This window comes from Parapedobacter sp., from assembly GCF_053550995.1.
This window is the reverse complement of the sequence record NZ_JBMQOC010000058.1, coordinates 1-25,871: the sequence shown is the minus strand read 5'-3', so window position 1 is coordinate 25,871 and position 25,871 is coordinate 1. Positions and strand designations below refer to the sequence as shown.

The following is a 25,871-nucleotide window of genomic DNA, read 5'->3' as shown; positions in this document are numbered from 1 at the left end:
GTATGGTCATCTATTTATCGAAGGTAGACGCGAAATAATCTTTAACCGCAGTTACCTGTCGCCCATTCAAAATTTCCCCAAGTTGTTCTGGCGTGGCATCCTGTATCTTTTTTACGGATTTGAAGGCCTTCAGCAACTTCTCGGCAGTTGTACGGCCGATTCCGGGGATACTTTCGAGTTCCGTACGGAACGTATGGCGGCTACGTTGTTTGCGGTGGAAGGTGATGCCAAACCGGTGGGCTTCGTCACGGAGGTACTGGATAACTTTCAACGTCTCCGACTTCTTATCGAGGTAAAGCGGATACGGGTCGCCGGGATAGTACAGCTCCTCCAACCGCTTCGCGATACCAATAACCGTCACCTGCTTGTCGATACCCAACAACTTCAGGCTTTTCAACGCCGATGACAGTTGACCCTTGCCCCCATCGATGATAATGAGCTGGGGAAGCGTCTGACCCTCATCGAGCAACCGCCGGTACCGTCGATGCACCGCTTCTTCCATCGTAGCAAAATCATTGGGTCCTTCTACCGTCTTGACGTTGAAATGGCGGTAGTCTTTCTTTGACGGCCTCGCGTCCTTGAAAACCACGACGGCCGACACAGGGTATTTGCCCTGGAAGTTGGAGTTATCAAAACATTCGATATGCCGTGGGAGTACATTCATCCGCAAGTCGCGTTGCATCTGCGTAAGTATGCGTTCGGTCTTCAGTTCGGGGTTGAGTTTCTCATATTGATTGAGCCGCTCTTTTTTGAAATACAATGCATTCTTGAGCGATAGTTCCAACAGTTTTTTCTTTTCGCCTTGCTTTGGTACCGTAAACCGGAGATCGTCCGCATCGACATCAAGTGCAAACGGCACGATGATTTCCTTGGATGTACTGTTAAATCGACTGCGTATTTCCGAGATCGCCAAGCTCAGCAATTCGGCCTCGCCTTCATCCAAGCGCTTCTTCAATTCTACGGTCTGCGTTTGGATAATGACGCCATTCATCACTTTCAGGTAATTCACAAACGCATGGTTCCGATCAGAAGCAATGCTGAATACATCCACGTTCGTGATGGACGAGTTGACCACGGTTGACTTGCTTTGGTAGCGATCTAACAAATCGAGCTTGGTTTTGAGGTGATGGGCGTATTCGAAATTCAATTCGGAAACGGCGGTATCCAGTTGTTCCTTCAACCGGCGGATAACCACACCGATCTTGCCGTTGAGGATATCGCGGATATCCTTCAAGCTGTGCTCGTAATCTTCTTCCGTCTGGTATGCTTCACAGGGTCCTTTGCAATTGCCGATTTGGTATTCCAGGCATACCCTGAACTTTCCACTGGCGATATTCTCCGGTGTGAGCGATAAATTACAGGTACGGAGGGGGTAAAGTTCACGGATGGTATCCATGATGGCGTGCATCATACCCACCGAGGCGTAGGGCCCAAAATACTTGGAGCCATCCTTTACGTATTTCCGGGTTGGGAAAACACGGGGAAACCGCTCATTTTTGATCACAATCCAAGGGTAGGTCTTATCATCTTTGAGCATCACATTATACCGTGGTTGATGCTTTTTGATGAGGCTGTTTTCCAACAACCAGGCGTCTATCTCGGTATCGACGATCGTGAAGGTAATCCGGTTGATTTTGCGTACCAGCACGCGGGTCTTGCCATTGAGCGGGGTGGTTTTGACGAAATAGGAACTGACGCGGTTTTTGAGGTCTTTCGCTTTACCGATGTAGATGAGCTCGCCGTCGGCATCCCAATACTGGTATACCCCCGGCCGGTGCGGTATCTGCTCAAGTGCCTTACGGTAGTCAAATTTGGTCACGGATATCCTATTTCTCCTTTCACGCAACGTACGCAAATGTTCACGCAAAAGTGCGCAGAGGTTATCGCAATGGGCGCGAATCTAACTTTGCGGCCTTTGCGTGACAAATCTTAGCGGCCTTTGCGTGGACTTCTTTAATCCTTACTCAAAACCCTAACCGGTCATCGAGCTGTGGCTCTTCGCTGGGCCTGAATTCTTCGTATTTACTGCAATCCAACTCCTTGGTAAGGCCTCCTTCCGGCAGGGGGAAATCGCCTTGCGTATAATTCAACGTCGTGTCGGCATATACCTTCTGCATGTAGAGGGCAAACACGGGCAATGCCGCTTGCGCACCTTGCCCCTCGGCCATACGATCAAAACTGATGCCCCGATCTTCCGCGCCCGTCCAAACACCGCTTACCAACTCGGGGGTGATACCGATAAACCAAGCGTCCGCATTGTCGTTGGTCGTACCGGTTTTACCTCCGATAGGGTTGTTAAGTCCGTAACGCCAGCGTATACGGCCACCCGATCCGCTGGCCACCACGCTTTTAAGCATATCCACCATGATATAGGCGGTCTGGCTGTTGAGTACCTTGGAGACCCGCGGCGCCTTCTCGTAAATGGGCATACCGTTCTTATCTTCAATGCGGAGGATATAGGTAGGTTCTACCCACACGCCGTGGTTTACAAATGCCGAATAAGCACCGACCATGTCGTATACCGAGGCTTCATAAGCCCCTAGCGCTATCGACGGAAATTCGGGCACATCGGAGGTAACGCCCATCCGCTTGGTCAGCGCTGCCACGGGCGTCGCCCCTACCTCGTCTATCATGTAGGCCGTTGCATAATTCTGTGAGTGGGCCAAGGCGGTGCGTAGCGTAATAGGGCTACCGGCCGAGTTGTCGCCACGCGGCGACCAAGCGTTCGGGCCGGTACCGACCGTGATCGGTTCATTAGGCACCTTGAAACAGGGTGAATAGCCATTGTCTATCGCCACCGCGTAGGTAAACGGCTTGGCGGTAGACCCTACCTGCCGCGTACCGGTCTTCACCTGGTCGTACTTATAGTGTTCGAAATTGATTCCGCCCACCCAAGCGCGTACATAGCCTGTATGCGGTTCCATAGACATGAACGAATTCCGAAGGATAAGCTTGTTATACCGGATGGAATCCATCGGGGTCATCACGGTGTCTTTATCGCCGTCCCAAGTAAAGATCGTCATGGGCACGGGCGTATCGAAATCTTTCTTGATTTCCGCGTCGGTTTTACCGGCCTGCTTCAACATCCGGTAACGGTCTGAGCGCTTCATGCCCGTTTCCAGCAGTTTAGCCTTTTCGCCCCGGAATGGATCGCGATTTTTCCACTGCTTATCGAACGATGCCTGAACCGTTGTCATCCATTCTTTCTGGGCCGCTTCGGCATATGCCTGCATCTTGGAGTTGATGGTTGTATAAATCTTAAGGCCGTCCCGGTCCAAATCCCACGGGCTGCCATCGGCCTTGGTGATCGAGAGCTCTTTGAATTCCCGTTGGATTTCGCGTTTCAGCACCGCGCGGAAATACGGAGCCAAGCCATCGCCATATTCGGATATGTTCATATCCAACACCAGCGGCTTTTTCTGTAGTTCCAACGATTCTTCCCGGGTGATATAGCCGGCCTTACGCATACTCTCTATGACTAAGTTCCTCCGGCGAATTGACCGTTGCGGATACCTTACAGGCGAATACATACTCGGCCCTTTCAGCATCCCCACCAATATTGCTGCCTGCGGTATATCCAGCTTATCGGGTGTTGTATTGAAGTATGTACGGGCTGCCGATTTGATGCCGAATGTGTTATAAGCGCCAAAATCGACGGTGTTGAAATACATCGTGATCATTTCCTCTTTGGTATAATTGCGTTCAAGGCGCACCGCGGTAATCCATTCCTGAAATTTCTGGATGATACGCTTGCCGGTATTCCGCGCACGGCCTTCGGAAAACAGGTTGAGCGCCAATTGTTGGGTGATGGTACTCGCCCCTTGGCGATTGCCGATGAGGTTATAAAAAATAATCGTGAACGTACGCCGGTAATCGATACCCGAATGGCGGTAAAAGCGCTTGTCTTCCGTGGCAATGAGCGCCTGCACCAAATGGGGCGACAGCTGTTCATAGCTCACCTTGGATCGGTTTTGCACATAATAAGTGCCCAGCACCTTACCATCATCAGAGATGACCTCCGACGCCAAGTTGCTCTTTGGGTTTTCCAGATCGCGGAACGTCGGCAACTTACCGAACAGCCCCACCCCCACACAAAAGATAAATAAAAAGCCCAGTAAAATGATACCGATAAGCACTTTCCAGAAGGTGCGGGTATACCGGCTGATTTCGTCCTTTGTTAGCTTGTCGTTATTGTCCTTTTTTTTGCTGTTCATTCTTCTACTTAAAACGCACGCGTAAATGCGTACTTACCTATCCAATTGATCTTGATATACGGCATGGTAATCGTCTACCTTATCGAAATCAGATAACGTGCCAAAATTTGCTTCGGTAATCACAAAGGTGTTATAGAGGTCGCCCGGGATTTTCATGATATCCGGTATAAGTGGTAATATTCGCGTTTCGTACCGTTTGGCATCATCGTAATTATAAAATGGTCCGATATAAATCAACTGGTTTTCATCGCTTACCGTCTTCAACTGGTGGGAGATGTCCTGGCCGGCATAACGTGTACGGTTGAACTGACCGATACCGAAACGGGACGGTGCCAGGTTGACGCGTCCATTCATCACGTTCACCACGAAGTAATAGGTTGCCGAATCGGGCAGCAATGCCAAATCGCGGTATACATTAGGCCCCAACTCACCTACCTCCGCCACTTTGGCCAGTTGTTGTTGTGTTATGCCCTTCCCGTTTCCAATCCCCTGCATGCCCGCTATGCCCGTACTTCCGGCCGCCGCAACAGCCAGCTCCCGGCGCGGCCTTGGTGGTTCGGGACCGCGCCTGATGACCAGTTGCGGCCACAAGGTCATGGTCGGTTCATCTACAAACCGCACCCTGCCTTCATCGACCGGCTGCAATGCATATTGGCGGGCAGAAAGGGTGTCCCGGTGGGTAGCTATAAACTCCAGGTGTTGATTAACCAATGGAGTGATGAGGCTGTCATCCGGGAAATCCGTCACCAATTCCCTCAAGGCATTTTCGAATGTATCTAACGTAGATGTCCTCCCCCAAGCCAATGCCCGCAGGTAAGCCAGTTGGCTCAACGTCTGCCGGCGGCCGGCTCCCTTATCGAGTATGGGGCCAACCTCGTCGATCACCTCGCGGTATTGTTGTGCCGTGTAATGCGTATAGGCCGACTCATATGCTTGTTCGAGCACCCGTTGCTGCTGCTCCAATTTGGCAAGGTACATCGGATCACGGACGATGTGGCTGTAACGTGAATCGGGAAAATCGGCAAGTAGCCTTTCACGGTAATGCGCCATTTTCGCAGCATCGATATCGGCATACAAGCGATAGAGGTTGTAATACAATAGTGGCGCGTCTGCGGTAGCTGGAAAGCGATCCAACAGCTCCTCGTAGGTACGGATAGCTGCTTTTTCATCAAGCAATTCATCACGGTAGCTATTACCCATCCGCATCAGGGCCTCATGTATGAGCGAGTCGGACGCCGCTATTTTTTCATCCGTATCAGGAAGTTGATCCAAGTAGGTTTGCCGTAGCTTCGCCGCCCATGCGGCACTATCCACTTCAACGGTATCTTCCAGCGGAGCATCATCGAGTTCGGGGGTAGTGCCGACCGTGGCCACTGCACCATTCCCAGCCATATCACTGAAACGCCAATTATCCTTCAGTTGGCGGTTGCCCCACCGACGTCGGAATTCCGCCTGCCCCATCCCCATGGCATCGGGGTTATTGAAGTAAAAGCGGTTGTCGGTATAGGTTGGCGTGGCCGCCAACATATCATCAAACGGTGAGAAGCGCGTAGATGTTGTGGACCTTTCCTTCGCCGGCACCTCCTTATCGGCTCGGTATTGGGCCCACCGGTGAGCGATCAGGCTGTCCAGCTCAACTTGGCGTTGGGCCTCACCCAGCCCAGCGAAATATTGCAAACTATCTTGATGGGCCACGATACGCAATTGGGCAATCAAGCCGTCCAAATTGGCGATTTTCCGTTGCACCTCCCCCGCTTGCGGAAAGTCTATCGGCAGTACCATCCCTACGCTGTCGTAGTAGCGCTTGGCCATTGGGTAATCGGCAGCCTGAAAATAATGGTCGGCCAGTTCCAAATAGGTGAGCGTGGTCTGGTAACGGTTATTGCTTTCCTGCCTCAGGGCTAATTCGTAATTAGCTAGCGCTTCCGTTATGCGGCCATCGGCATGGAAAATTTTGGCAATCTGGAAATAAATCTGGTCCTTGAACTCCTTGTTCTTGCCATCGCGCAGCATGCGCCGCAGCAATTTCACCCGTTGTTCGCCTGAGCCGTTTTCGGCCGTTGCCAAAAACACACGGTTCAACCCCGCATGAAACGACATTTCATAAGGGGCATTGCTGCGTACCACCTTGCTGTAGTGATTGTAGGCGTCTTCCGCACGACCCTGTTTCTGCAATAGTTGCCCTAACAGGAAATGCCATCTCAATTTGGTGGGCTTGTGCCGGGTATGTTCAATGGCCTGCTCAAGCATCGTAATCGCAGCGGCCTCGTCATGGATAAGAAGATAGTACTTTGCCTGGGTAGCGAACGCCAGCCCCACCGATTTCTTCTCGGACTCGAGGCCTGCAAACACCGTATCCAACACCAAACCGGCGTCGGTAAGATTGCCCAATTGCATCTGCGAACGCGCCTTCCAAACCAGGGCAGCCTGTCGATACTCGGGCATATCGGCGAAGGTATTGGCCACATAGGTAAAAAACTCCACGGCGTTGTAGTAGTTCCCTTTCAAATGGTTCGCCTTACCGGTAAGCAGGTAAGCTTCATTGATGTACTTGCTTTTCGTTTTGTTGTTGATGATATCCCGCGCCTTCCCAATGACGGAGTCCATCAATGGGGTATTGGATGATGCGGTAGCCTCCGTGGGTTCGATGAGTACCGGCAGCAACTTTTGATAATTATCGCGATGCGACTCAAAATTCTGGCTCGCCACATCCGCAATAATTTTGCGGCCATGATAGACGATATTGAACCTGGCTGTCAGGTTTTCCATCATATCATACTTGACCTCATTTTCCTTTCCCCGCTTCGCTGCGCACCCCGCCAAAACAAAACACATCAGCGCCCCTGCAACGATATGAAGGGCCGAAAAGGCTGACAAGTGCCGAAAAAATGAATATATTTGCTGGGAATGCACATGCAAAAATATCATTTATTTTCGTCTACCTATAATTATTCATTAACTTGGTTGTTTTTAACGGAATTCATGATTGCTCCGCAGTTTGTTTTTAAAGGTGACGAAGCTATCGGATTTATCCATCCACTCCGTGTCAGAAAAATCGCAATGGTTTTATACTTTCTCCCATTTTATCGCACCCCCGTTTAGATTAAAGGAATTACTGTGGCCAAACAAAAAAATAAGCTATCGAAAATACTTAATGCCCGGTACAAGGTGGTGGTACTCCACGAAGACACATTTGAGGAAAAGGCGGCTTTCAGGGGTAAATTATGGTATTGGATAAGCGGAACCCTGTCGGCCATCATTGTACTCGTTGTGTTAACCATTGTCCTCATCCGGTCCACGTCGCTGCGCGAATATGTCATTGGCAACTCATTAAGTGGGTACGAGCGTACGGCGTTGCTTGAAACATATGCCCGTATCGACTCCATGGAACAAGTACCCCGCGCCCAAGAACAGTACCTCAATAATATCAAACAGGTCATCAGCGGCGACGTTGGTGAGACGGCAGCAGAAGCGCAGGAAGAACGCCCCCTAAACGACGCAGCTACGCCAACGGCTTCAGGCACTGCAGATTTAGGCCTCTCCGAAGATGAGCTTGCCCTGCGCGAACTGGTGGAATCGGGCGCACCATACGACCTGGCGGAAAACCCCGGGCCCACCCGTACAGGTATAGCATCCTATACTTTCTACAGCCCTATCAAGGGAATCATCAGTTCGAGTTTCAGTGCCCAAGAGCAGCATTACGCAGTGGATATTGCGGTAAAACAAAACGAACCCGTGCGCAGCACCCTAAGTGGCCACGTGGTTTTTGCATCTTACACGCCCGAAACCGGCAACGTGGTCATTGTGCAGCATGGCAATAATCTGCTATCGTTGTATAAACATTGTGCATCAATTATCAAAAAAGTTGGTAGCTTTGTGCGTGGTGGGGAAGTGGTAGCGTTTGCCGGGAATACAGGATCGTTGACAACCGGTCCACACCTCCATTTCGAGTTGTGGTATAACGGTAACCCGGTAGACCCCACGGACTACATCGCTTTTTGAAAAGAAACATCTATTTACCTAGACATTATCACATGTTTACCAACAAAAAAACCGAAAAACTACAAGAAACGCGGGGCAGTAGTTTCAACCTCATTGCCAACGGAACCGAGATCACGGGCGATATCACTACTACGGGCGACCTGCGTATCGACGGACGCATCCATGGCAACGTCTCTTGCACGGCCAAGCTGGTGGTCGGCGACGGCGGTGACATCACCGGAAACATCAACTGTTGTTCGGGCGAGATTTCCGGCTCCGTGCAGGGCCAGGTGATCGCCAAGGAAATCCTCCAACTCAACCAATCGGCGTTGATCCATGGGGACATCGAAGCGATGCGCTTCATCGTTGAAGATGGAGCTTCCATCAATGGCCGATGTACCACCAGCCGCAGTTTGGCGTTGCCCGAATACCCGCCTGAGGTGAAACTAATTTCGAATGAAAAACCGGAAGCGATTACCGACTAAAGCGCTGGGCAAATACGCGTATTTCAGCGGGGTCGGCTTCCAGATGCTGGCCATCATCGGTGTATTCACCTACATTGGGTATCGGATCGACCAATCGCGCGAGGCCGATACGCCCATCTGGACCGCGCTTTTCGCACTGGTCGGGGTGTGCATCAGCATATATACCGTGATTCGGGCGGTAACGAAGCGGCGATAGGTCCAACGGGTCATCATATTAAAAGATAAAAATGCATACTGATAAAGCCCATTGGGCACGAATCTATCTACAACGAAAAGCGCCTGGAGATGGTAAACCCCCAACGGAACTGTCCTTTGGTCCATGACGAGGTGGTCTCCGGAATGTATTGCATCTCCTGGATAGCTGTGGCATTGGTAAAATTAAGATTGAACACATGGCCACCGGTCTCGACTTCCAAACCGATGCCCAAGGGGTTGTAAAGCGCGGTGATGGCTTCCGCATACCGTTCCTTGCTTGCCGGTGATCGGAACGGCAGGAAATAGTCCATCACCAGCGCCATACGCCTGCTCACCTTCAACCGTCCACCAATCCCTACCGCGAACAGGTTATCTTGACCGTCGTAATCCGCCGTGGTATTCCTACGGATATACGTGGGATGCACGGCCAGCGACAGTGCCGGGCCGAATTTACGGGCAATGATCAATTGCCCTACGATATTGAGCCGGTCGGCAAATTGCCTGTACGATGTAGCTTCACCGTCGTTCTGCCGATCGGCCTTTACGCCGGGGATGGTCATACTAGCGTAACCCGTTATGGATAGCGGCACCTTGCCATCCACCGTTTGCCGTAGCATCCTGTATTTTACATTCATTTCGTACAACTGGGCTACTTGGGTAGCACCCTTGGCGCGCGCGATACCGACATTCAGATCGTCCGTTATCCCATACTCAAATCCGATTTTGATATCCGTGGAATTATCCAAGCCGAAGAAATTCTTGGCACCGCCATTCGCGCCTGCGATGTCTCCAAAACGATGGTCTACCTTGAAATCGAGCTCGCGCTTATGGATGGTTTCGGGCGACTGGCTGTTGATGATGCGTGTCGTCTTGAACGTAGCTTCGACGGCTTCCTGTGCATGGCCGCTACTGTCCGCGAGGGCTGCCTCCAGATCGATCTGCGCTGTTATGGGGAGGGAGATGGCTGCTAGCATTCCTAACAGAACAATGTCTTTGATGAATCGGGGTGTCTTCATAATTGATAAGCTTACTTGCCGTAGGTCGCTGAGACGGCTATTTCCACCACTTCGGCGATGTTCTTGATAACGATACGGGGAATCTTCACATCATGGTCGGCCACCCGCACATTGAACGTGGCCGCAGCCGTTACCGATTCCCCCCTTACCGTGATGGTCGCGGGAATCATATACCGCTTTCCGACGCCGTGTATATCCAGCATGCCTGTCACGGTAACAGGGTACGTACCATCTTGGTGCCAATCGATGGGCCCCTTGATTTTACCGTTGAAGGTGGCATGGGGGAACCGGTCGCTTTCCATGTAATTCTCATTGAAATGTTCCTGCATGAGCCGCTTTCTGAACGCAAAAGTCTTTATCGCCACCTTGAACGCGATTTCACGGCGGCCGGTATCGAGTGCCGACGCCGCCTTTTCGGTTACCGCAGAGATATTCTCAAGGGGCGCTTCCGAAAAAAAAGATATTCGGCTTGCCTTGTCGATCAATAAGCCCTGCGCCTCCGCACGGAAGCACAGGACCATTGCGAAAAACCAAACGTATACTTTTATCATTGCGGTGCCCCCTTATCGATCCATGCCTTGAGTAATTCGCGTTCGCGGGTAGACAAACTCCCATTCTTGGGCATGACCCTGCGCACGATAACCGCATCATTGATCCGGTCGATATTCTCTTTCACCGAATTGAAGCCCGAGAACACCCAATACGGTGTTCCCTCCCCGGCGCCCGTATGGCAACTGCTACACTTCGACTGCAGCAAGCTGCCCACGAAGTTGGTGTAGGTCACATTCGCGGCCGTCACGTCATCGCCTCCGTTTCCGGGCGGGTCGGGGTCGGGCATGGGGGCCCCATCTTTCCCGCATGCCATAAAACCGAGCATCAGTACCAGCATAGGTGTTTTCCATAAGATTTTTTTCCAGCGTGCCATCGTTATCATGTCTGTTAATGAAGAAATAAATCGTTATCTATCAGGGCGCGGTGGCTTCCGGCGAATCGGCGTTCAGTACCGGCCAAATGCCGACGGCCGGAACGTTGACGCCTTTGGTTTCGCCACGGGCGGCGTCTTGGCCGAAATAATAAAGCGGCCACCCTTTATAGGTCAATTGCGTGCGCCCATGCACGGTTATTTCCTCGAAATCCGCGGGGTCAAGTACCGATGGAACCGATGCCGGCCCGGCTTCATAGATCGGCCATACACCGTTATTTGAGAAATCGGCATTGGTGAAATTATTGACATTATGCCGGTCCTGAACAAACCCGTATAGCGTACGCCCGTAACCATCAACCAGGTGCCGTGTTTGGCCTTCGCCCGGCGTAAGGTCTTCGGTATACAGCGTACCATCTACCCCTACCAATTGGTGTTGCACTACCATGACCGAATAGTCGGGTTTGGCGACAAACCAGTTGCTGCCCACCCCATCTCCACCGATCTCTCCCGGTGCAGCATCACTGGCATAATAATATAACGGCCACCCCTTGTACGTCGATTGCAATGAACCATTGGCTAGCGTAATGGTACCGACATCGTCGCGCTCGATGGCCCCGCTAGCAGCAGCGTTCGCGCTATAATAGGCGGGCCATATCGATGCACAATTGCCTGCACATGCCGAGCTTCCATCGGCATCACGCGCAAAGAAATAGAGCGTCATACCTGCGCTGTCGGTCAGTACTTGCCCGAAGGTGGCATCGGTCTTGACAAAAATCCCCATTTTCTCTTCCGGTTCCGCCGGATTGTCTTTTTTACACGCGGCGATAGGCAAGCAAACCAGCATAGCCGCCCACCATACCCATTGGTTGCGATGTGTTTTCATAACATTGTGGATTATGTATTTTCTTTTGAATAGTTCCATACTTGCAATACGGAACAAACCGCAAATAGGTTGCTTCAATAATGCAGAAAAAAAAATCAGGCCGCGGGCAACCTTTTGCGCCGAAAGCCCGTATTATTGTATAAACGAAATAGAGTAGCTTGCCGACAGTAGTGAATGAAGAGGCCGTACGACAGCATATTGCCGGTTGCTTGAAATACGATAAGCAAAGCCAATATGCATTGTTCAAGTATTTCTATAGCTTCGCTATGGGGATATGCCGGCGATATGCGCGCCATTCGGATGAGGCATCGGATATCCTGAACGAAAGCTTCTTGAAAATATTCAACCGTATTGAACATTACGATGCATCCAAACCGTTCAAGACTTGGATAAGCAAGATCATCACCAATACGGCGATTGACTATTACCGGTCCTCGCTCAAATTTGCACAACACGACGAAATCGAAGCATACGAACACATCAGCGATAGCGAACGTATATATGACAACCTGGCGTACAACGATTTGCTGGCAATGGTCATGTCGCTAAGTCCAGCGTACCGAACGGTTTTCAACCTCTATGCCATAGATGGGTATAGCCACCAGGAAATTGCGGAATTATTGGGTATCACCGTAAATACATCAAAATCAAATTTGCATAAAGCGCGCAAAAGACTACAGGAACTGTTGGCGGACGCCTCGGCACCAGGCCACCTAAACGAGCCACACAGGCAAACGGCAGGTAAGCGGTAGCAAAAGGAATGTGAAATGGAAGAGAAACACCCCATAGATAAACTTTTCAGGGACGGGTTAAACAAGGCCGACATCCCTTTCGATGAGGGCGCCTGGACTACTTTGTCGCGGAAAATGCATCCGCGCAGGCGATGGCCCCTCCTGATCGGCATCGGCAGTGGGATAGCTGCCGCTGCGGCCATCGCAGCCATTTTGCTATTCAACGGGCATGAACTGGAGGTAGCACGTCCTGAACACCAAGCCGTATCGCAGCAGCCGACCACACCGCCGCAACCCGTCATGCCCACGCCCAGTGGACCCGCTTCCGCCAATCCAACCCAATCGACAGTACCCGACCGTCAGCATCCATCCATACCCATCGCGCACCCACAACCAGCCGGTGAAGAGTCGCTCCTTGCCCCTACACCGGTTCGATTACATGAGTTGACCTCGGCCGCCTTTCACCATGATCTTTACCGCCGCGAACCGCAACACATAGCCACGGCATTGCCGATGCGCTCGCTTCGAAAAGCGTATACACGCGCCGATAACCAACCGATACCTACCGTCGGCATTCGGAATCGAGGATGGACACTGGGCATCATCGCAGCCCCCGACTTATCGGGCTCGCAGCCTTTCCGTGGTAAGCTTAGCGGCAATTTGGGACTTATGGCTACCTATCACCTCAATGGCCGGCTCAGTATCAGCGCCGGTATACTTTATGCTAAAAAAATATACCAAGCCGATTTTGCGGACTATCGCCCCGCGGGCAACCCGCTTTACGCTAAATACACACCGATTACGGTGGATGCCGATTGCAACGTACTGGATATTCCGGTGAATATCAATGTCGACATCGCACGGCAGCAGCGTGCTACCTGGTTTGCTTCTACCGGAATATCCAGCTACCTGATGCTCAAGGAAACCTATGATTATACTTACCCACCGCACCAATATGGCGACTTGAAACAACTTACGCTGCGTAACCAAAACAGGCACATACTTGGCATAGCCAACTTATCGCTGGGCTATCGCCGTCAACTTGGTGGTGCCGTGAACCTTACCGTACAGCCATTCGTCAAAATACCGCTGACAGGGATCGGCAATGGCAAAATCAAACTTTATTCCTCCGGCGTGGCCATATCCGCCGATGTGGACCTCACACGTTTCAGAAAACAGTAACCGACCTTGCGTCTTTCCGTCACATTCCGTACTTTTGGCAGAGCTAATAGCCAGTGCCAATTACTGATTTCTCACAGCGAGTTTCAGCATATGTATAAAAACAGCAAAACAGTACCCGGATCCATGACGACCAGAAAGACATTTCTAAAACAATCGGCGCTATCGCTTCTTGGTTTAAGTTTACTTTCTTCAACGAAAGCTGCTTTCGCTGAACAAGCGCGCCATGGTGCTTTAGCTAAGAACCCCTTCGGCACCGATACAAAAATAATCCGGTCGATTTCGTATAATGTCTTCAATGGTTGCATTGGGTATAAAGGCATTAATGGTCGCGGCTTACCCCCCGGCGATCAGAGCACGCTAATTAAAGCAGCAAGAGATTTGGACCAAGTCCCTATGCGGATTATGCATGAGTTAGCATTGTACCGGCCCGATATCATCAATTTTTCCGAGGGACCCGATGAAGAAACCGTTGCGGAAATGGCAAAGATACTTGGCATGGCGTATGCATTCTTTCCTGGCGGCAAAAATGGTTCGGGGAACTACCCAGGAGCTATTCTCACCAATTTTGAGATCCTAAGCTCCGAAACGAGACCATTTGCAGACAAGCGCCATGACCTAGAGGAACTATTCACCCGGCACTGGGGGAAAGCGAAACTTCGATTGCCAAACGGTAAATCCATCGTTGTCCATTCCGCCCACTTATGGCCTTTTGCGAAAGAAGAGAACGATACCCGCATCCGATTGGACGAAATCGCGGCGATGCTGGCAGCCGTCGCGCATGATGCCGGCGATGTGGACTCCATCCTCCTCCAGGGCGACCTGAACCATAGGCCGGACACCGAGGAATACAGGCGCTTAAACAGCGGTTCATTGGTCGACGCATTTACAGCGGCTGGCCAAGGCGATGGCTTTACGGCCAATGCCATTAAACCCGCCAAGCGGATCGACTACATTTATTGTGCCGGTAGGCTAGCCCATCAAATCATTGCATGCCGTCCTTTATATGAAGGAAGCTTCCGGATGAACAACGACGACCCGAATGGATTTGCCTTGAGTGACCATCTTCCGGTATTGGCCGATTTCGGATTAGGCACCGCGTAATTAAAGCACACTGCCGGCCTCAAGCTGGCCCAACACGGAAAATACGGGCATGCATACCCGTAGCAACTGGTTTGGAAGTATACCGAAATGCTTCCGGAAAGCGGTAGTGAAATGCGAAGCATATTTATAACCGACCTCTTGGGCCACCGCTGCCACCTTTAGTTCCTTGGCAAGCAACAACGATTTCGCCAACTCCATGCGCCGGGCAGTGAGGTAACCGAATACCGTAGTACCGTAAACCGCTTTGAACTGTTTCTTCAGTGTGGCCTCATTGGTACCCACCGTATGAGCCAAGCCAACCAACGAATAAGATTGGGCAGGTTGGTCGTGCAACAAATCCCTTACCTTTTGCATCCGCTCCAACTCGTCGGGACGCAGTTGCACGGAACGTCCCCTATTATCCAGGGTATCCGTCCGTTCCAGGAAGAGCACCCATAGTTCGGCCAGTTTCAACTGGGTATAGGCAGGCTGTAAATATGCCGGCTTCTTTTCGTGAAGCAGTTGTTGGATAACCGCAACCTTTCGCATCCCCAGCACCATGCCATTCCCGTCCAATAACCAGGTACATGTATCGGTACGCAAGAACTTGCGGAGATACGACGGGCCACTGGACACAGGCAGCGGGAAATCCGGAACCTCGACAATCAGCACGAACAGTTCACAGGTATCCCCCCCGTCAAAGGCGATGTCTTGCGTACACCCACCTTTTACCAGAGAACAGTTGCTTTCACCGTTCGAAAACAGTTTCATCGGACCATGGCAACCGACCCGGACGCCCTTGCCCTTGGCCACATAAATCAAGCGGGCCTCCGATCGCGGCTGCGCCAGCACCTGAAAACGGTGGACAGCATCCGCCATATGGAACCGGTAATAACGGAACGTTCCCGAACGACTTATCGTCACCTGGCTACCCGCCGGTCCTTCCATTCGACGATCTCCATCAGCCAATCCCTGATGCGTTAATCCGACAACCTCGTCTATAAATTCCGCCATTTATAAGTGAAATTCCGTTTTCTATAATTTTCAGGCCACACGTAACCCTATATTTGCGCCAAATATACGTTATTTAGACTATATACAAATAATGATTCCTGCGAAATCTATTTATCGCTGTTTTTCCTTTGCATTGTTCGTTCTCACCACCCCGCTGGCCTACGCACAAACCGGTGTGCTCTCGGGTTCGGTATCTACCACTTCGGGGCAACCCGTGGCGGGCGCCTCGATTACACTCAGCCCGAGCAACCGGGGAACCATGACCGACGAGCGAGGCCTCTATACCCTATCGGGGGTACCCTATGGTGCGTATACATTGGCGGTCACTTCGCTGGAAATCCAGCCGGTGGAAACGCGGGTAGCCATCAACCGGCCCCGCCAGCGTAAAGATGTCGTTGCGACCGAGAACGAGGCTACCCAACTGGACGAGGCTACGGTATCGCGTAACACAGAAAAACGGGAAATCGAGACGCAAGGCTTTGCCGTAGCCGTTGTAGAAACCAAAGAAGCTTCCGTACGGAATCTGACTACCAACGAATTACTGGACCGCACCGTGGGCGTACGTGTACGCCAAAGCGGCGGACTAGGATTAGAGATTGAATATAACCTCAACGGGATGACAGGGAGGTCCGTCGGCATTTTCATTGATGGCATCGAGATATCCACGTATGGGTCGTCGTTCAACCTGAACAACATCCCGCCGGCGATGATTGAGCGGATAGAGGTGTACAAAGGTGTACTGCCAGCGCACTTATCGGGCGATCTCCTTGGCGGTGCTATCAATATCGTACTGAAAAAGGGAAACTCCGCCAACAGTTTGACCGCCGCGGTATCTTACGGGTCATTCAATACCCTACAGGCCGATTTGAGCGGCCAGTATCGCAATCCGAAGAACGGGTTCACAACAAAGGTTTCGGGGTTTTACACCGCTACCGACAACGATTACGAACAATGGGGTAAATTTTCGAAATACATCGAACCGAACGGTGTAGTGGTCCGGAACTTTCGGACGAAACGCTTTTTCGACGGGTACCGGACATTAGGCGGACGAGCGGAGTTCGGATACACGGATGTTAATTGGGCGGACGTTTTCCTGATCGGATACAACATCTCCGACTCCTATAATGAAATCCAGCATGGGCAAACCATGGGCACCCCTTACATGGGCCGGACGGCCGAAGCCCAAGCCCACGTACTGAGCTTAAATTATAGCAAACGTGACCTGTTTACCAAGGGGCTGAGCCTGAACGTTAACGGTGTCTACAGCCAGCGGAATACATATATCCAAGATACCATCCCGTGGGCGTACAACTGGGACGGCACCATCCGGATGGACCTGAACGGCAACCCCGTGCGCCGACCGGATGGGGCGCAGCAAGGCGAACCCACCATCGCCGACATCGATCGCCATATCACCAACATCCGAACGAATCTGGGTTATGAGGTCGTTGCGGGTCATCGCCTATCATTGAACCATGTATTCTACACGGTAGATCGGGAGGACAGCGACCTTCTGAATCCAACGGAACGCGACGCACTAAAAAGCACCAATGGCCTTTCCAAAAATGTCCTGTCGTTCAATTATGAAGCACAAACGTTCAAGGGCCGGTTGCGCACCAATGTGTTTGCCAAGATCTACCAGCAGTCGCTGGAAAGCTTAACCTACAAGGGGTCGGTGGTCAACGGGCAGGCGGTGATTACCGAAAACCGAATTAAGGATAGCCGTTCCAATACCGGATATGGGCTAGCCGTATCCTACTCCATTACCCCAAAAACCGTACTTATTACCTCGGCCGAACGGGCCGTGCGTATGCCGCACGATAACGAAATTTTCGGCAACCCAGATCAGAACGTGCTCCCCAGTCCGGCTATACAGCCCGAAGTAAGTGACAATTACAACGCTGGCTTGCGATTGGGTACATTCCGGTTTGACCAACACGGAGTGGATATTTCGGGCAACGTATTCTGGCGCAATGTGAAAGACCGGATCATGCCACAAACAAACGAACTCATTAGCCAGCAAGAGATCGAACAGACGCAGTACATAAATCTCGGATTATCCCAATCATTAGGTTTTGAAGGCGAGATTTCCTATCGTTATCGAGATGACCTCACCGCCATGGTCAATTTCTCCAAGTTCAATTCGTTATTCAAACAGGAATTTGATCCCGAAACCGGCCAACGGATGACTTATTACAACACACAAATTCCAAACGAGCCCTTCTTTACGGTAAACGCCAATATACACTATCGGTTCCATCATGTCATCCAGAAAGCGTCAGAGTTGAACCTGTTTTACACCCTTGGATACGTACATCCGTTCCGAACGGTATGGCCGGAATCCGATTGGTTCATTACGCCCGCCCAGTATCTGCACAATGTAGGCGCAAGCTACCGGTTCCCGAGCCGTAAACTCATCGTGAGTGTGGACCTGAAGAACATCTTGAATAATGAAATATACGACAATTTCGGCGTACAGAAACCCGGCAGGGCCGCCTATTTGAAACTTACATACACAATCAATAATTTTAATAAGTAACACCAGTAAGATGAATAAAAAACAGATGAAACATGCACTTTTCGGTGCTGCCATCGTAGCCCTTGCCATTGGCGGCTGCGCGAAAGATAGCGGACCGGGTATAGACAGGCCGGGCGAATCGGATCGGTGGATCACCATTTCCGGTGCAATGATGGACGATGAGGCCGGTGACGGCAACGGAGGCACGATGGTATACAGCGTAACGCCCGAACAAGCGAAAGACCCGAATGTATCCATTAATGTTTTCGATGATGGAATGCATGTAAAATCCCAGCGGACAGCCCGGCTACAGGCCTCTGCCGACGGGAAGTTCCTGTACAACATCCAATATGTGGGCGATGATGGTGGGATATTCAATAAATATGCTGTACACGGTGGAAAAGATTTTCGGCCTGATGGTCCGGAAGTCGCTACTGCGGATTATGTAAGCACCTCGCCCCGCTGGTTAAAGGCCATCGAAGGTGTAGGCGTGGCTGTGCGCGGAACCGCCAACGACGCCGTTTATATCGGAGAGCTCCCAAACATTGTATACCAGTATACCTCCACGAAGATCGATGCGATTACGCTGGATCTCAACGATCCCAAAATCACCGCAAACACCTCGTTCGAATTGAGGCTTTCGGAGGCGGAAGAAGCTGCTGGATACCATATCTGGCGCATCGATATGCCCGTGGTAAACCAAGCCAAGGATAAGGTATATATTGGCGCAGGTGTACGTAAACTGAACCCCATATCGTATACCCTTGGCGACGATGGTGTGCCCGAGTTTGACCGCGACAATGATGCCCCGGCCGCTTGGGCCAAAACCATCGTATTGGACTACCCCTCATTAAAAAACCCCAAGGTGATTACATCCAGCCAGACGCGCGGTAGCACCAATGGCTACCGGAGTACCATGCAATACGTGGGCACCGATGGCCATGTATACCAAGCCACCACGGGCGAAGGCATAAGCGGGGGCGGTTCCAAAATATTACGGATCAGTAAAAATACGGACGATTACGATCCAGACTACGTATTTAGCCTCGACCAGGCCCTGGGCGTAACGGGCTCCCATATCGAAGCGTGGAAATATGCCGGTAATGGTATCGGGTTTGTCGTTTATAGCCTGGTGGATGAGGAAGGTGACCGTACCAGTGGGCATATCGCACGGATTGATTTGAACAACGGAACCGGCACAAAATATTCGATTCCGAACGAAACAGCATTGAATTTCCGTCAAATCCAAAGCATAGGTATTGACGGTAACGATGTATATATCGCCGTGGCCCCAATTGGACAAGACGGCAACATTTACATTTTCAACACCGATACCGGCGAGATGAATGTGGGTGCCAAATTGATTAACAAAACGGGCAACCAATACATCGGGGTTTACTAAGCAAATAAAAAGGGCCGTGTCCCGGGTCGAACGTAAACGATCCGGGACATCGCTTTTCGGGCTCCAAACTAAACGACCATGGCAAAGAAAGTACGCAAAAAAACAACCTGGCAAAAGACCCGGAAGCTGTTCAACGACATCCATCTATGGGTAGGTCTCATCAGCGGCATCGTCGTTGTCGTCATCTGCTTCAGCGGCACCATCTACACTTATAATACCGAACTGCGTGAATGGGCAGCACCCCATCTCCATCAGGTAGCGGTACCCGCTGATACCGACCGGATCCCCGCCGAGTCGCTGCTCCCGAAAATTACCGAGCTGTCCGGCGGTACGGTCACGGCAGTAGGCATACCGGCAGACCCGGCGCGTACCTATACATTCACCGCACGCGTGGAGGGTGATAACAGCCGCCGCGGCACCATCTATTACGTCAATCCATATACCGGGGCGGTGACGGGCAGTTCGAAGGAAGTGACCAAAACCGACGAATTTATGCAAATGTTATTCAGTTTGCACCGATGGCTGCTGCTCGACCGGATAGAAGAACCCCTCATCGGTGATTTACCCAACCGGAAGCTGGGCAGTTACCTATCGGGTGCCGCTACGATATTATTTACACTGGGCGTCTTAACGGGTATGGTTATTTGGTTTCCGCAAAAGCTGAGAAACTGGCGCCAAGGGCTTGCCATCAAGTGGAGCGCCAACTGGAAGCGCATTAACCACGACCTCCATAATTCCTTGGCCTTCTATTCGCTTATCTTCTTATTCGTCATGGGCATCACCGGGCCACAATGGTCCTTCCCTTGGTACCGAACGGGCCTCCAAAAGGCATTGGGCACGTACCAAGAACAACCGGCACAACGTGGCGGAGATGGGCAACGCGGACGTTCCGCAAGCACCGCCGTCAAAACGGATGCCGGGGCACGGGCTGACCAGGCCGCTTCCACTCCGCTTCTCCCCTTCTCGGCTTACCTCGCAGCTACGGATGTGGCGCTACCCTACATGGGCGATTACCAGTTGTCCCTGCCACAGGACGGAGCTGCGGCCTTATCCATCCGGAAAAACCGAACAGGCTTTTTTGCACCGGCGGCCAGTGACCAGGTGACCTTGGATGCTACAACAGCCAAAGTGACGGAAGTAGCCATATTCCGGGATAAACCATTCAATGAGCGCGTGGCAAGTTCCATCAAAGCACTGCATGTGGGCAATGTATATGGCCCGTTCACCAAGCTGCTCTATTTTCTCGCGTGTTTGGTAGCCACCACCCTGCCCATTACCGGAACGATGATCTGGCTTAATAAAATGAAGAAACGGCGTTGATGGTTAATCACCGCCCTGATCTCAGTTTACCCTTTTTCCACACGACTTGCTCTCCCCAGAAGGGCATGATGGTCTGCTCACACTTCACGGTAGGCAGGTGCTCCAGCGTTTTCGTAATCGAAGCCTGCCCATGGGGATAAGGCTGATGCCTCAGCTCAATTAGGTGGGATAAGACCGCATAATCGGCCTTTACCTGCCCGGTACCGGTGCCCAGAATATTGCTCTCCCGCGGTGCTCCCCACCGCAGTACGGCCAGATTAACGGGGCCTTGCACATTCGTGAAATTCTCCGGGTTGAAACCCGCATCTCCGCAGTGTAGTATCGAAAAATCCCCTGTATCCTCGCCACAATCAATCCGGTAAATGGTCACAAATTTGGGCAGCTTCTCATTAGCCAAATGATTATCCAACGCCGTATGGATACTGAAGTTCCCGATTTCATAATGCGTTGGTTCAGTCGAAAGGTATTCGCCGCTTTCTTGATCGAAATTGGTCAATACCGGCTTACCCAGCGTCTTCATTGCGGCAATCAGCTTGGCGTTGGCATGGTCGCCATGCCGATGCGTAATGCAGAGAAAATCCAAGTAAGGTGCCAACTGTTCCGCTAGCCGATGGTCTATATCAATCCCAAAGCACCCGGAGGGCGTTTTGACAATAAGTCCCATATTATAAAGCAACCAAATCCGTGCGGTTCCCTTCTTTACTTTCACATGCTGTACTTCATGGAGGGTTTTATCAAAACCTGCCCGATAAGCGTAGAGTATTGGCACCGCGCGTTCCATCGCTTCAGCCTCCGCTTCGGGCATAGTCAGGTACGCCTTAAATGCTGTATGGGGAAAGCTATCTGAATACTGCTCCATCGTGTGGAGCAGCGAAAGCCTCTCGCTATCCAGCACCAGCGGGCTGGTTTTACCGAACTCACGCCAAGTTTCCACGGCTTCATTCGTTCCGTCTGTTCGCCGAACCTCGGTTTGCGCCAATACGGCCAGCGCCATGATGGGCATCAATACCGTCAAAAATAGCTTCTTCATATACTTTTAAAGGTTATAAGATCAAGGGATTATCGTCTCTAAGTATTCCGGTGCCACCAACGTATCGATATCGGTTTCCGTAATCAGGTACCGCGTCTTGCTCCGGACGATTCCGCCGCTTTTTGCATCGATAAGCGGAAAACGTCCGTCCCGTACCAGTACCTCTTCGGTAAACTGTCCGTTGGTCTGTTCGTAACTCACCAGGTTGCCCACCGCACCTATTTTCTGCTCGAACGTAATCTCGTCCGTAGCAGACAAAAAGTTCACAGATGCGTTCACTAAGGTGGACACATAGCTGTCTCCATAAATAAAAGCCCCTTTGTTTGTGACCAACGACCGGTTGCCAAACGTATCCACGTTCTCCGCGTCGATCTGCAGATTGCCCTCAATGTTTGAAAGCGATATAGTGGTGTAGTAGCAGTCGCGTTCCTCGTCGTAGTTTGCCTCCACATAGTCAACCGTTACCGAATCTCGCTCCCCACCGGCTACCTGCCAACTCAGCACGCAATGCGACCGGTTTACATCTTCCGCCGGATAGATATTCACACGCAGCCGGTAATACCCCGACTGCATGTCCAACGTGTCGATTTTGCCGGCATAAACAATAGGTCCGTCCTTAAGGTGCTGATCCAGTAGCTCGTTGGCATTTTCGCAGCCGGCGTAAACGAAGGCCATCAACAGGGCGGTTATATAAACATATTTGCTTTTCATTCCTCTTCAATTTAAAGACCGTATATGGTTAGTAGGTGTTCAGCACTTCGCCGAACATCTGAAACTCGTTAATCGTATAAAACGCTTCATTCGCGTTGTAGCTTTCCATCAGCTGAATCCGCATATAGCGGAAACTTGCGGTGGGCTGCCCCTCCGGATTAACGTTGCCTTCGGCAATGGCGTATTCCTGTTTCGTGTTGAAATATTCGATTTCCTCGTCGGTCAAACTGGCCAGGTTGGCAGGTTCCCGGCCTACATATTCACCGATGAGCGTCCAGGTTTCTGGAAATTTCTCCCATCGCTGCGTATTGGCATCGTTCGTGCCCCATATGCGGAAACGCTTTACACTGGACCGAGAATAAGTATAGGCAAGGCCTGTCCGTGGATATATTTTCACCCGACTGAGCCGCACATCCATATTCAGGTCGAACGTCACATAGAAATCATGTACGGTCTCGCGGTTTGCGGGGTCCGAATCGGTGAGGTTTTTCACGAACTTATAACCATAGAACTGATTTCCCGATCGGTTGCCATTGAACATCGTTTGCGGTGCGAAATTGGCTCCATGACAATTCCCATCATTCTGAATCCCAGTCGAGCCGTTCACCCCATAGGTACCATAATCACGACTGCCGGCGTACAGCGTAGGGTTGAAAAAAGAAACGGCTTCGACCTTTTCATAATCGATTTCCACCTCTTCATACGGCACCAACGAATGGATCAACGTATCCGTGCGGTTCCCCCATTTATCCGATATCACAAAACCGAATTCCTGCTCGACGGATGGGTACTGGCGCAGGTAAGCCGTGGTATTCACCGAGTCGCTGTTATAAATGGTCTTGCTGGGATCTTCCTGTAATGAGGCCACCCCTTTTTGCAGTGTGTCTTCTGTCAGCACATGGATGGCAAACGGCTGTGCGCTCTTGTTTTCCCAGTCGACCTTGACCCCACCGAATGCCGGCTCGACCGTCATCGTCGTCAATGCCTGTTCCACTGGCGAAAGCAGCGGTGCCGCATTTACCAACGTCGTTTCCGACCGGTTCCCACTGGCGTCGATGCACACCAATGCGACCGTCACTTCATCCGTTCCGGTAAATCCTTCTACCAGGATAGAAGAACTATACCGCGACACGTCGAATTCCACAAGCTCTCCGCGCTTATTGGTATACGAAGCCACCACCTGCGCAATATCAGGTTCCCCTTTCGGCAGTTTAAATTGAATCTCCAAGGCTCCCGGTTTGGGGGTTACCTCGCCGACAACCAAGCTCCCGGGAGCTTGACCATCTGTTTTGAGCTGTTCCACACCCAAGTAGGTATCGTTGCAGCCCGACAACAAAATCGAACCGGCCATAACCATTGCCAGCATACACTTTATAGCACTATTCATGTTCATATCTTTTTATCAACTATTAGGATCGACAATTACCAACCCGGATTCTGCACCAAATTCCTGTTTTGCAACAGGGTATTCGTCCGAATGGGCATCAGGTAATCCTTCATCGAAAACCGGGGTTGCAACAGTACGCGGATATTGTAAAAATCAGCCTTATTCTCGCCTTCCTTATTCCAGCCCAAAATCGGTTGGTTGAACAATTCCTCGGCCGTCATCCAGCGCCGTACATCGTAGTAGTAATGCCCCTCGAAGGCCAACTCATTCAATCGTTCCTGGCGGATGATATCGCGCAAGCCATTGGCATCATTGGGTTTGTTCCGGTAGGCGGGCAACGCATATTTGCTCCAGCTGTCAACCACGCCCTCCATACCGCTCCGCGCCCGGATCACGTCCAGGTAATGGTACGCGTTATGGCCTTGCGAGTCGGTTGCGTCGGGGCCGCCGACTTCATTCAGGCATTCGGCGAGCAAGAGATACATCCCTGCCAGCCGAATAATCGGAAACGAATATGGCTGATCGATCAGCGTAATCCGGGTAGCGGTATAGGTCGTTGCCAAATGGCTCAACTTTTTCGCCAGATAACCGGCGTACGGATAAAACCCATATGTTTCCCCATGCTTAAACCCACTGCCGAAATAACGCATCATGTTGGCGAAGGAGGCTTCCGATAGCGGCTTTTCCCGGCCTTCCCAGATACCGCCATCGAAACCCACGGAGGCATAAAAACGTAGCGACCTGTGGAAGTGCAGGATGGCCGTTTCCTGGCCTTCCTTGATAAAATACTTTTGGTGTTCTTCATCCGGAAGTTGGGTGGCATACCGGTTTTCATACCAACCGTTATTTTGCCAATCGGCGTCCTCATCGATAGGTATGCCGTTGGCAGAATAAAACTGTTCGACAACGTTCACCGTGGGCGACTGCCGCTGCCCGATATCTGAGCCACCCGATCCGGCCAGGTTAAACCATTCGTCGTTGCTGAGCATGGTACTGAATTGCTGCAGCCGCCGGGTGCTTTCGTTGGTGCCCCAGATGATTTCAGCGTTCCACGGTTCGGTAATCGCCTGCCGCAAGCTCACCATGGCCTTGGTGGTATCGTTGATATTGGTGCTGTTGATGTCCCGGATGGCGCCAGCTCCACCATCCGTAGTAATCAATATGCTTGCGCCATCGGCTTCCGCCGAACGTACGGCCTCGTCGCAGGCTTGCAGTGCGCGCGCCCACCGCTCCGCGCTATTGCCATTGGGAAACAGCTCTACACCCCGGTTGTCCTTAAACCCACTATAATAGTTGTTGTTGTTAAACAATGGACTGGCGGCCAGCACCAACGTCTTGGCTTTGATACAGCGTGCAATCGTTTTGGTAAACCGGCCATACTCGCTCACCACGTCCAGTTGGTTGAGCTCGGGTAGCGTTTCAATCGCGTCATCCAGCGTGCCCACGATGTAATCCACCACTTGGTCTACCGGCTCGCGGTAGATGGCCAGCTCATCGCCCTTTGCCGAGATCGGGATAACTTCATCCACAATCGGGATGGGTCCATACAGGCGTAGCAGGTAATAGTGCAGGTAGGCCTTGATGGTTTTCACTTCGGCAATCCACTGTTCGCGAACCATCTCGTCCAGGTCGCGCGGGCCACCGTTTGTTACTTGGATATATTCCAGGAAAACGTTGCAGTGGCGGATGCCCTGCCAGATATTCTCGCTCGCCCCGTTTTGACCATCCCAGAAATTCATATACGGATTGATGGTGTTATTTCCATTAAAGAACATCAATACGGTACCGGGTACATGT

Annotated in this window: 21 protein-coding genes; 9 read left to right on the top strand and 12 right to left on the bottom strand. The window is 51.4% G+C overall.

Going from position 1 to position 25,871, the window contains the following annotated elements; all coding sequences use genetic code 11:
• Positions 1-10 precede the first annotated feature (10 nt).
• The 3 genes from uvrC to porW all read right to left on the bottom strand — a co-directional run bounded on the left by uvrC (position 11) and on the right by porW (position 7,091).
• The gene (gene uvrC / locus ACO1NT_RS08420) at positions 11-1,819 is read right to left on the bottom strand and encodes an excinuclease ABC subunit UvrC (protein WP_449048130.1); all 1,809 of its coding nucleotides are present in this window, start codon (positions 1,817-1,819) and stop codon (positions 11-13) included.
• A 145-nt stretch (positions 1,820-1,964) separates the two neighbouring features.
• The gene (locus tag ACO1NT_RS08415) at positions 1,965-4,214 is read right to left on the bottom strand and encodes a penicillin-binding protein 1A (RefSeq protein WP_449048129.1); all 2,250 of its coding nucleotides are present in this window, start codon (positions 4,212-4,214) and stop codon (positions 1,965-1,967) included.
• 33 nt (positions 4,215-4,247) lie between these two features.
• On the bottom strand, positions 4,248-7,091 hold the full coding sequence (porW, locus tag ACO1NT_RS08410; RefSeq protein WP_449048127.1) for a type IX secretion system periplasmic lipoprotein PorW/SprE: 2,844 nt from the start codon (positions 7,089-7,091) through the stop codon (positions 4,248-4,250).
• A gap of 240 nt (positions 7,092-7,331) precedes the next feature.
• On the opposite strand from porW, the gene ACO1NT_RS08405 reads away from it, so the two are divergent.
• The 3 genes from ACO1NT_RS08405 to ACO1NT_RS08395 are packed head-to-tail and all read left to right on the top strand — an operon-like array spanning position 7,332 to position 8,876.
• Positions 7,332-8,216, top strand: coding sequence for a M23 family metallopeptidase (locus ACO1NT_RS08405; RefSeq protein ID WP_449048126.1), 885 nt, complete (start codon positions 7,332-7,334; stop codon positions 8,214-8,216).
• 32 nt (positions 8,217-8,248) lie between these two features.
• A complete protein-coding gene (locus ACO1NT_RS08400) occupies positions 8,249-8,680 on the top strand; it encodes a bactofilin family protein (RefSeq protein WP_449048125.1) in 432 nt (143 codons plus the stop codon).
• A complete protein-coding gene (locus ACO1NT_RS08395; protein ID WP_449048124.1) occupies positions 8,652-8,876 on the top strand; it encodes an AtpZ/AtpI family protein in 225 nt (74 codons plus the stop codon). Before ACO1NT_RS08400 ends, ACO1NT_RS08395 begins: the two co-directional genes overlap by 29 nt.
• Before the next feature lie 67 nt (positions 8,877-8,943).
• Here the strand turns inward: ACO1NT_RS08395 and ACO1NT_RS08390 are convergent, their stop codons facing one another.
• From ACO1NT_RS08390 to ACO1NT_RS08375, 4 genes are read right to left on the bottom strand one after another with little or no spacing between them, the layout of a single operon-like run.
• Entirely contained in the window at positions 8,944-9,891 is a 948-nt protein-coding gene (locus ACO1NT_RS08390; protein WP_449048123.1) for a DUF5777 family beta-barrel protein, read from the bottom strand.
• An 11-nt stretch (positions 9,892-9,902) separates the two neighbouring features.
• Positions 9,903-10,442: a YceI family protein gene (locus tag ACO1NT_RS08385; protein WP_449048122.1), complete on the bottom strand. Its 540-nt coding sequence runs from the start codon at positions 10,440-10,442 to the stop codon at positions 9,903-9,905.
• The gene (locus tag ACO1NT_RS08380; protein ID WP_449048121.1) at positions 10,439-10,816 is read right to left on the bottom strand and encodes a hypothetical protein; all 378 of its coding nucleotides are present in this window, start codon (positions 10,814-10,816) and stop codon (positions 10,439-10,441) included. The genes ACO1NT_RS08385 and ACO1NT_RS08380 overlap by 4 nt, the downstream gene beginning before the upstream one ends.
• A 40-nt stretch (positions 10,817-10,856) precedes the next feature.
• Positions 10,857-11,699, bottom strand: coding sequence for a COG4315 family predicted lipoprotein (locus ACO1NT_RS08375; protein ID WP_449048120.1), 843 nt, complete (start codon positions 11,697-11,699; stop codon positions 10,857-10,859).
• A 158-nt stretch (positions 11,700-11,857) separates the two neighbouring features.
• Between ACO1NT_RS08375 and ACO1NT_RS08370 the strand changes: the two genes are divergently transcribed.
• The 3 genes from ACO1NT_RS08370 to ACO1NT_RS08360 all read left to right on the top strand — a co-directional run bounded on the left by ACO1NT_RS08370 (position 11,858) and on the right by ACO1NT_RS08360 (position 14,713).
• A complete protein-coding gene (locus ACO1NT_RS08370; RefSeq protein WP_449048119.1) occupies positions 11,858-12,451 on the top strand; it encodes an RNA polymerase sigma factor in 594 nt (197 codons plus the stop codon).
• Positions 12,452-12,466: 15 nt separating this feature from the next.
• Positions 12,467-13,612: a hypothetical protein gene (locus ACO1NT_RS08365; protein ID WP_449048118.1), complete on the top strand. Its 1,146-nt coding sequence runs from the start codon at positions 12,467-12,469 to the stop codon at positions 13,610-13,612.
• 90 nt (positions 13,613-13,702) lie between these two features.
• The gene (locus tag ACO1NT_RS08360) at positions 13,703-14,713 is read left to right on the top strand and encodes an endonuclease/exonuclease/phosphatase family protein (protein WP_449048116.1); all 1,011 of its coding nucleotides are present in this window, start codon (positions 13,703-13,705) and stop codon (positions 14,711-14,713) included.
• Here ACO1NT_RS08360 and ACO1NT_RS08355 read toward each other — a convergent pair whose 3' ends face one another.
• Positions 14,714-15,706, bottom strand: coding sequence for a helix-turn-helix transcriptional regulator (locus ACO1NT_RS08355; protein WP_449048115.1), 993 nt, complete (start codon positions 15,704-15,706; stop codon positions 14,714-14,716). It lies immediately after the preceding gene.
• 91 nt (positions 15,707-15,797) lie between these two features.
• On the opposite strand from ACO1NT_RS08355, the gene ACO1NT_RS08350 reads away from it, so the two are divergent.
• The 3 genes from ACO1NT_RS08350 to ACO1NT_RS08340 all read left to right on the top strand — a co-directional run bounded on the left by ACO1NT_RS08350 (position 15,798) and on the right by ACO1NT_RS08340 (position 20,946).
• Positions 15,798-18,245 carry a TonB-dependent receptor gene (locus ACO1NT_RS08350; protein ID WP_449048114.1) on the top strand — a complete coding sequence of 816 codons (2,448 nt, stop codon included), beginning with the start codon at positions 15,798-15,800 and terminating at the stop codon, positions 18,243-18,245.
• A gap of 10 nt (positions 18,246-18,255) precedes the next feature.
• Positions 18,256-19,626 (top strand): hypothetical protein, encoded by a 1,371-nt coding sequence (locus ACO1NT_RS08345; protein ID WP_449048112.1) that lies wholly within the window; start codon positions 18,256-18,258, stop codon positions 19,624-19,626.
• 78 nt (positions 19,627-19,704) lie between these two features.
• Positions 19,705-20,946: a PepSY-associated TM helix domain-containing protein gene (locus ACO1NT_RS08340; RefSeq protein WP_449048110.1), complete on the top strand. Its 1,242-nt coding sequence runs from the start codon at positions 19,705-19,707 to the stop codon at positions 20,944-20,946.
• A 7-nt stretch (positions 20,947-20,953) separates the two neighbouring features.
• Here ACO1NT_RS08340 and ACO1NT_RS08335 read toward each other — a convergent pair whose 3' ends face one another.
• The 4 genes from ACO1NT_RS08335 to ACO1NT_RS08320 all read right to left on the bottom strand — a co-directional run.
• Positions 20,954-21,976, bottom strand: a complete 1,023-nt coding sequence (locus ACO1NT_RS08335) for a hypothetical protein (RefSeq protein ID WP_449048109.1) — start codon at positions 21,974-21,976, stop codon at positions 20,954-20,956.
• A 21-nt stretch (positions 21,977-21,997) separates the two neighbouring features.
• On the bottom strand, positions 21,998-22,687 hold the full coding sequence (locus tag ACO1NT_RS08330; protein ID WP_449048108.1) for a DUF4998 domain-containing protein: 690 nt from the start codon (positions 22,685-22,687) through the stop codon (positions 21,998-22,000).
• A gap of 28 nt (positions 22,688-22,715) precedes the next feature.
• Positions 22,716-24,074, bottom strand: coding sequence for a DUF5126 domain-containing protein (locus tag ACO1NT_RS08325; RefSeq protein ID WP_449048107.1), 1,359 nt, complete (start codon positions 24,072-24,074; stop codon positions 22,716-22,718).
• A gap of 35 nt (positions 24,075-24,109) precedes the next feature.
• Positions 24,110-25,871, bottom strand: a 1,762-nt coding sequence (locus tag ACO1NT_RS08320) for a RagB/SusD family nutrient uptake outer membrane protein (protein ID WP_449048106.1), incomplete at its 5' end; no start/stop codon positions are given.

What these genes read in the sequence shown, in the direction of transcription:
- ACO1NT_RS08330 (WP_449048108.1), bottom strand. Translation starts at nt 22,687, where the DNA reads ATGAAAAGCAAATATGTTTATATAACCGCCCTGTTGATGGCCTTCGTT.
- ACO1NT_RS08335 (WP_449048109.1), bottom strand. Translation starts at nt 21,976, where the DNA reads ATGAAGAAGCTATTTTTGACGGTATTGATGCCCATCATGGCGCTGGCC.
- ACO1NT_RS08390 (WP_449048123.1), bottom strand. Translation starts at nt 9,891, where the DNA reads ATGAAGACACCCCGATTCATCAAAGACATTGTTCTGTTAGGAATGCTA.
- ACO1NT_RS08385 (WP_449048122.1), bottom strand. Translation starts at nt 10,442, where the DNA reads ATGATAAAAGTATACGTTTGGTTTTTCGCAATGGTCCTGTGCTTCCGT.
- ACO1NT_RS08400 (WP_449048125.1), top strand. Translation starts at nt 8,249, where the DNA reads ATGTTTACCAACAAAAAAACCGAAAAACTACAAGAAACGCGGGGCAGT.
- ACO1NT_RS08395 (WP_449048124.1), top strand. Translation starts at nt 8,652, where the DNA reads ATGAAAAACCGGAAGCGATTACCGACTAAAGCGCTGGGCAAATACGCG.
- ACO1NT_RS08345 (WP_449048112.1), top strand. Translation starts at nt 18,256, where the DNA reads ATGAATAAAAAACAGATGAAACATGCACTTTTCGGTGCTGCCATCGTA.
- ACO1NT_RS08415 (WP_449048129.1), bottom strand. Translation starts at nt 4,214, where the DNA reads ATGAACAGCAAAAAAAAGGACAATAACGACAAGCTAACAAAGGACGAA.
- ACO1NT_RS08355 (WP_449048115.1), bottom strand. Translation starts at nt 15,706, where the DNA reads ATGGCGGAATTTATAGACGAGGTTGTCGGATTAACGCATCAGGGATTG.
- ACO1NT_RS08325 (WP_449048107.1), bottom strand. Translation starts at nt 24,074, where the DNA reads ATGAATAGTGCTATAAAGTGTATGCTGGCAATGGTTATGGCCGGTTCG.
- ACO1NT_RS08340 (WP_449048110.1), top strand. Translation starts at nt 19,705, where the DNA reads ATGGCAAAGAAAGTACGCAAAAAAACAACCTGGCAAAAGACCCGGAAG.
- ACO1NT_RS08365 (WP_449048118.1), top strand. Translation starts at nt 12,467, where the DNA reads ATGGAAGAGAAACACCCCATAGATAAACTTTTCAGGGACGGGTTAAAC.
- ACO1NT_RS08375 (WP_449048120.1), bottom strand. Translation starts at nt 11,699, where the DNA reads ATGAAAACACATCGCAACCAATGGGTATGGTGGGCGGCTATGCTGGTT.
- ACO1NT_RS08380 (WP_449048121.1), bottom strand. Translation starts at nt 10,816, where the DNA reads ATGGCACGCTGGAAAAAAATCTTATGGAAAACACCTATGCTGGTACTG.
- ACO1NT_RS08360 (WP_449048116.1), top strand. Translation starts at nt 13,703, where the DNA reads ATGTATAAAAACAGCAAAACAGTACCCGGATCCATGACGACCAGAAAG.
- ACO1NT_RS08350 (WP_449048114.1), top strand. Translation starts at nt 15,798, where the DNA reads ATGATTCCTGCGAAATCTATTTATCGCTGTTTTTCCTTTGCATTGTTC.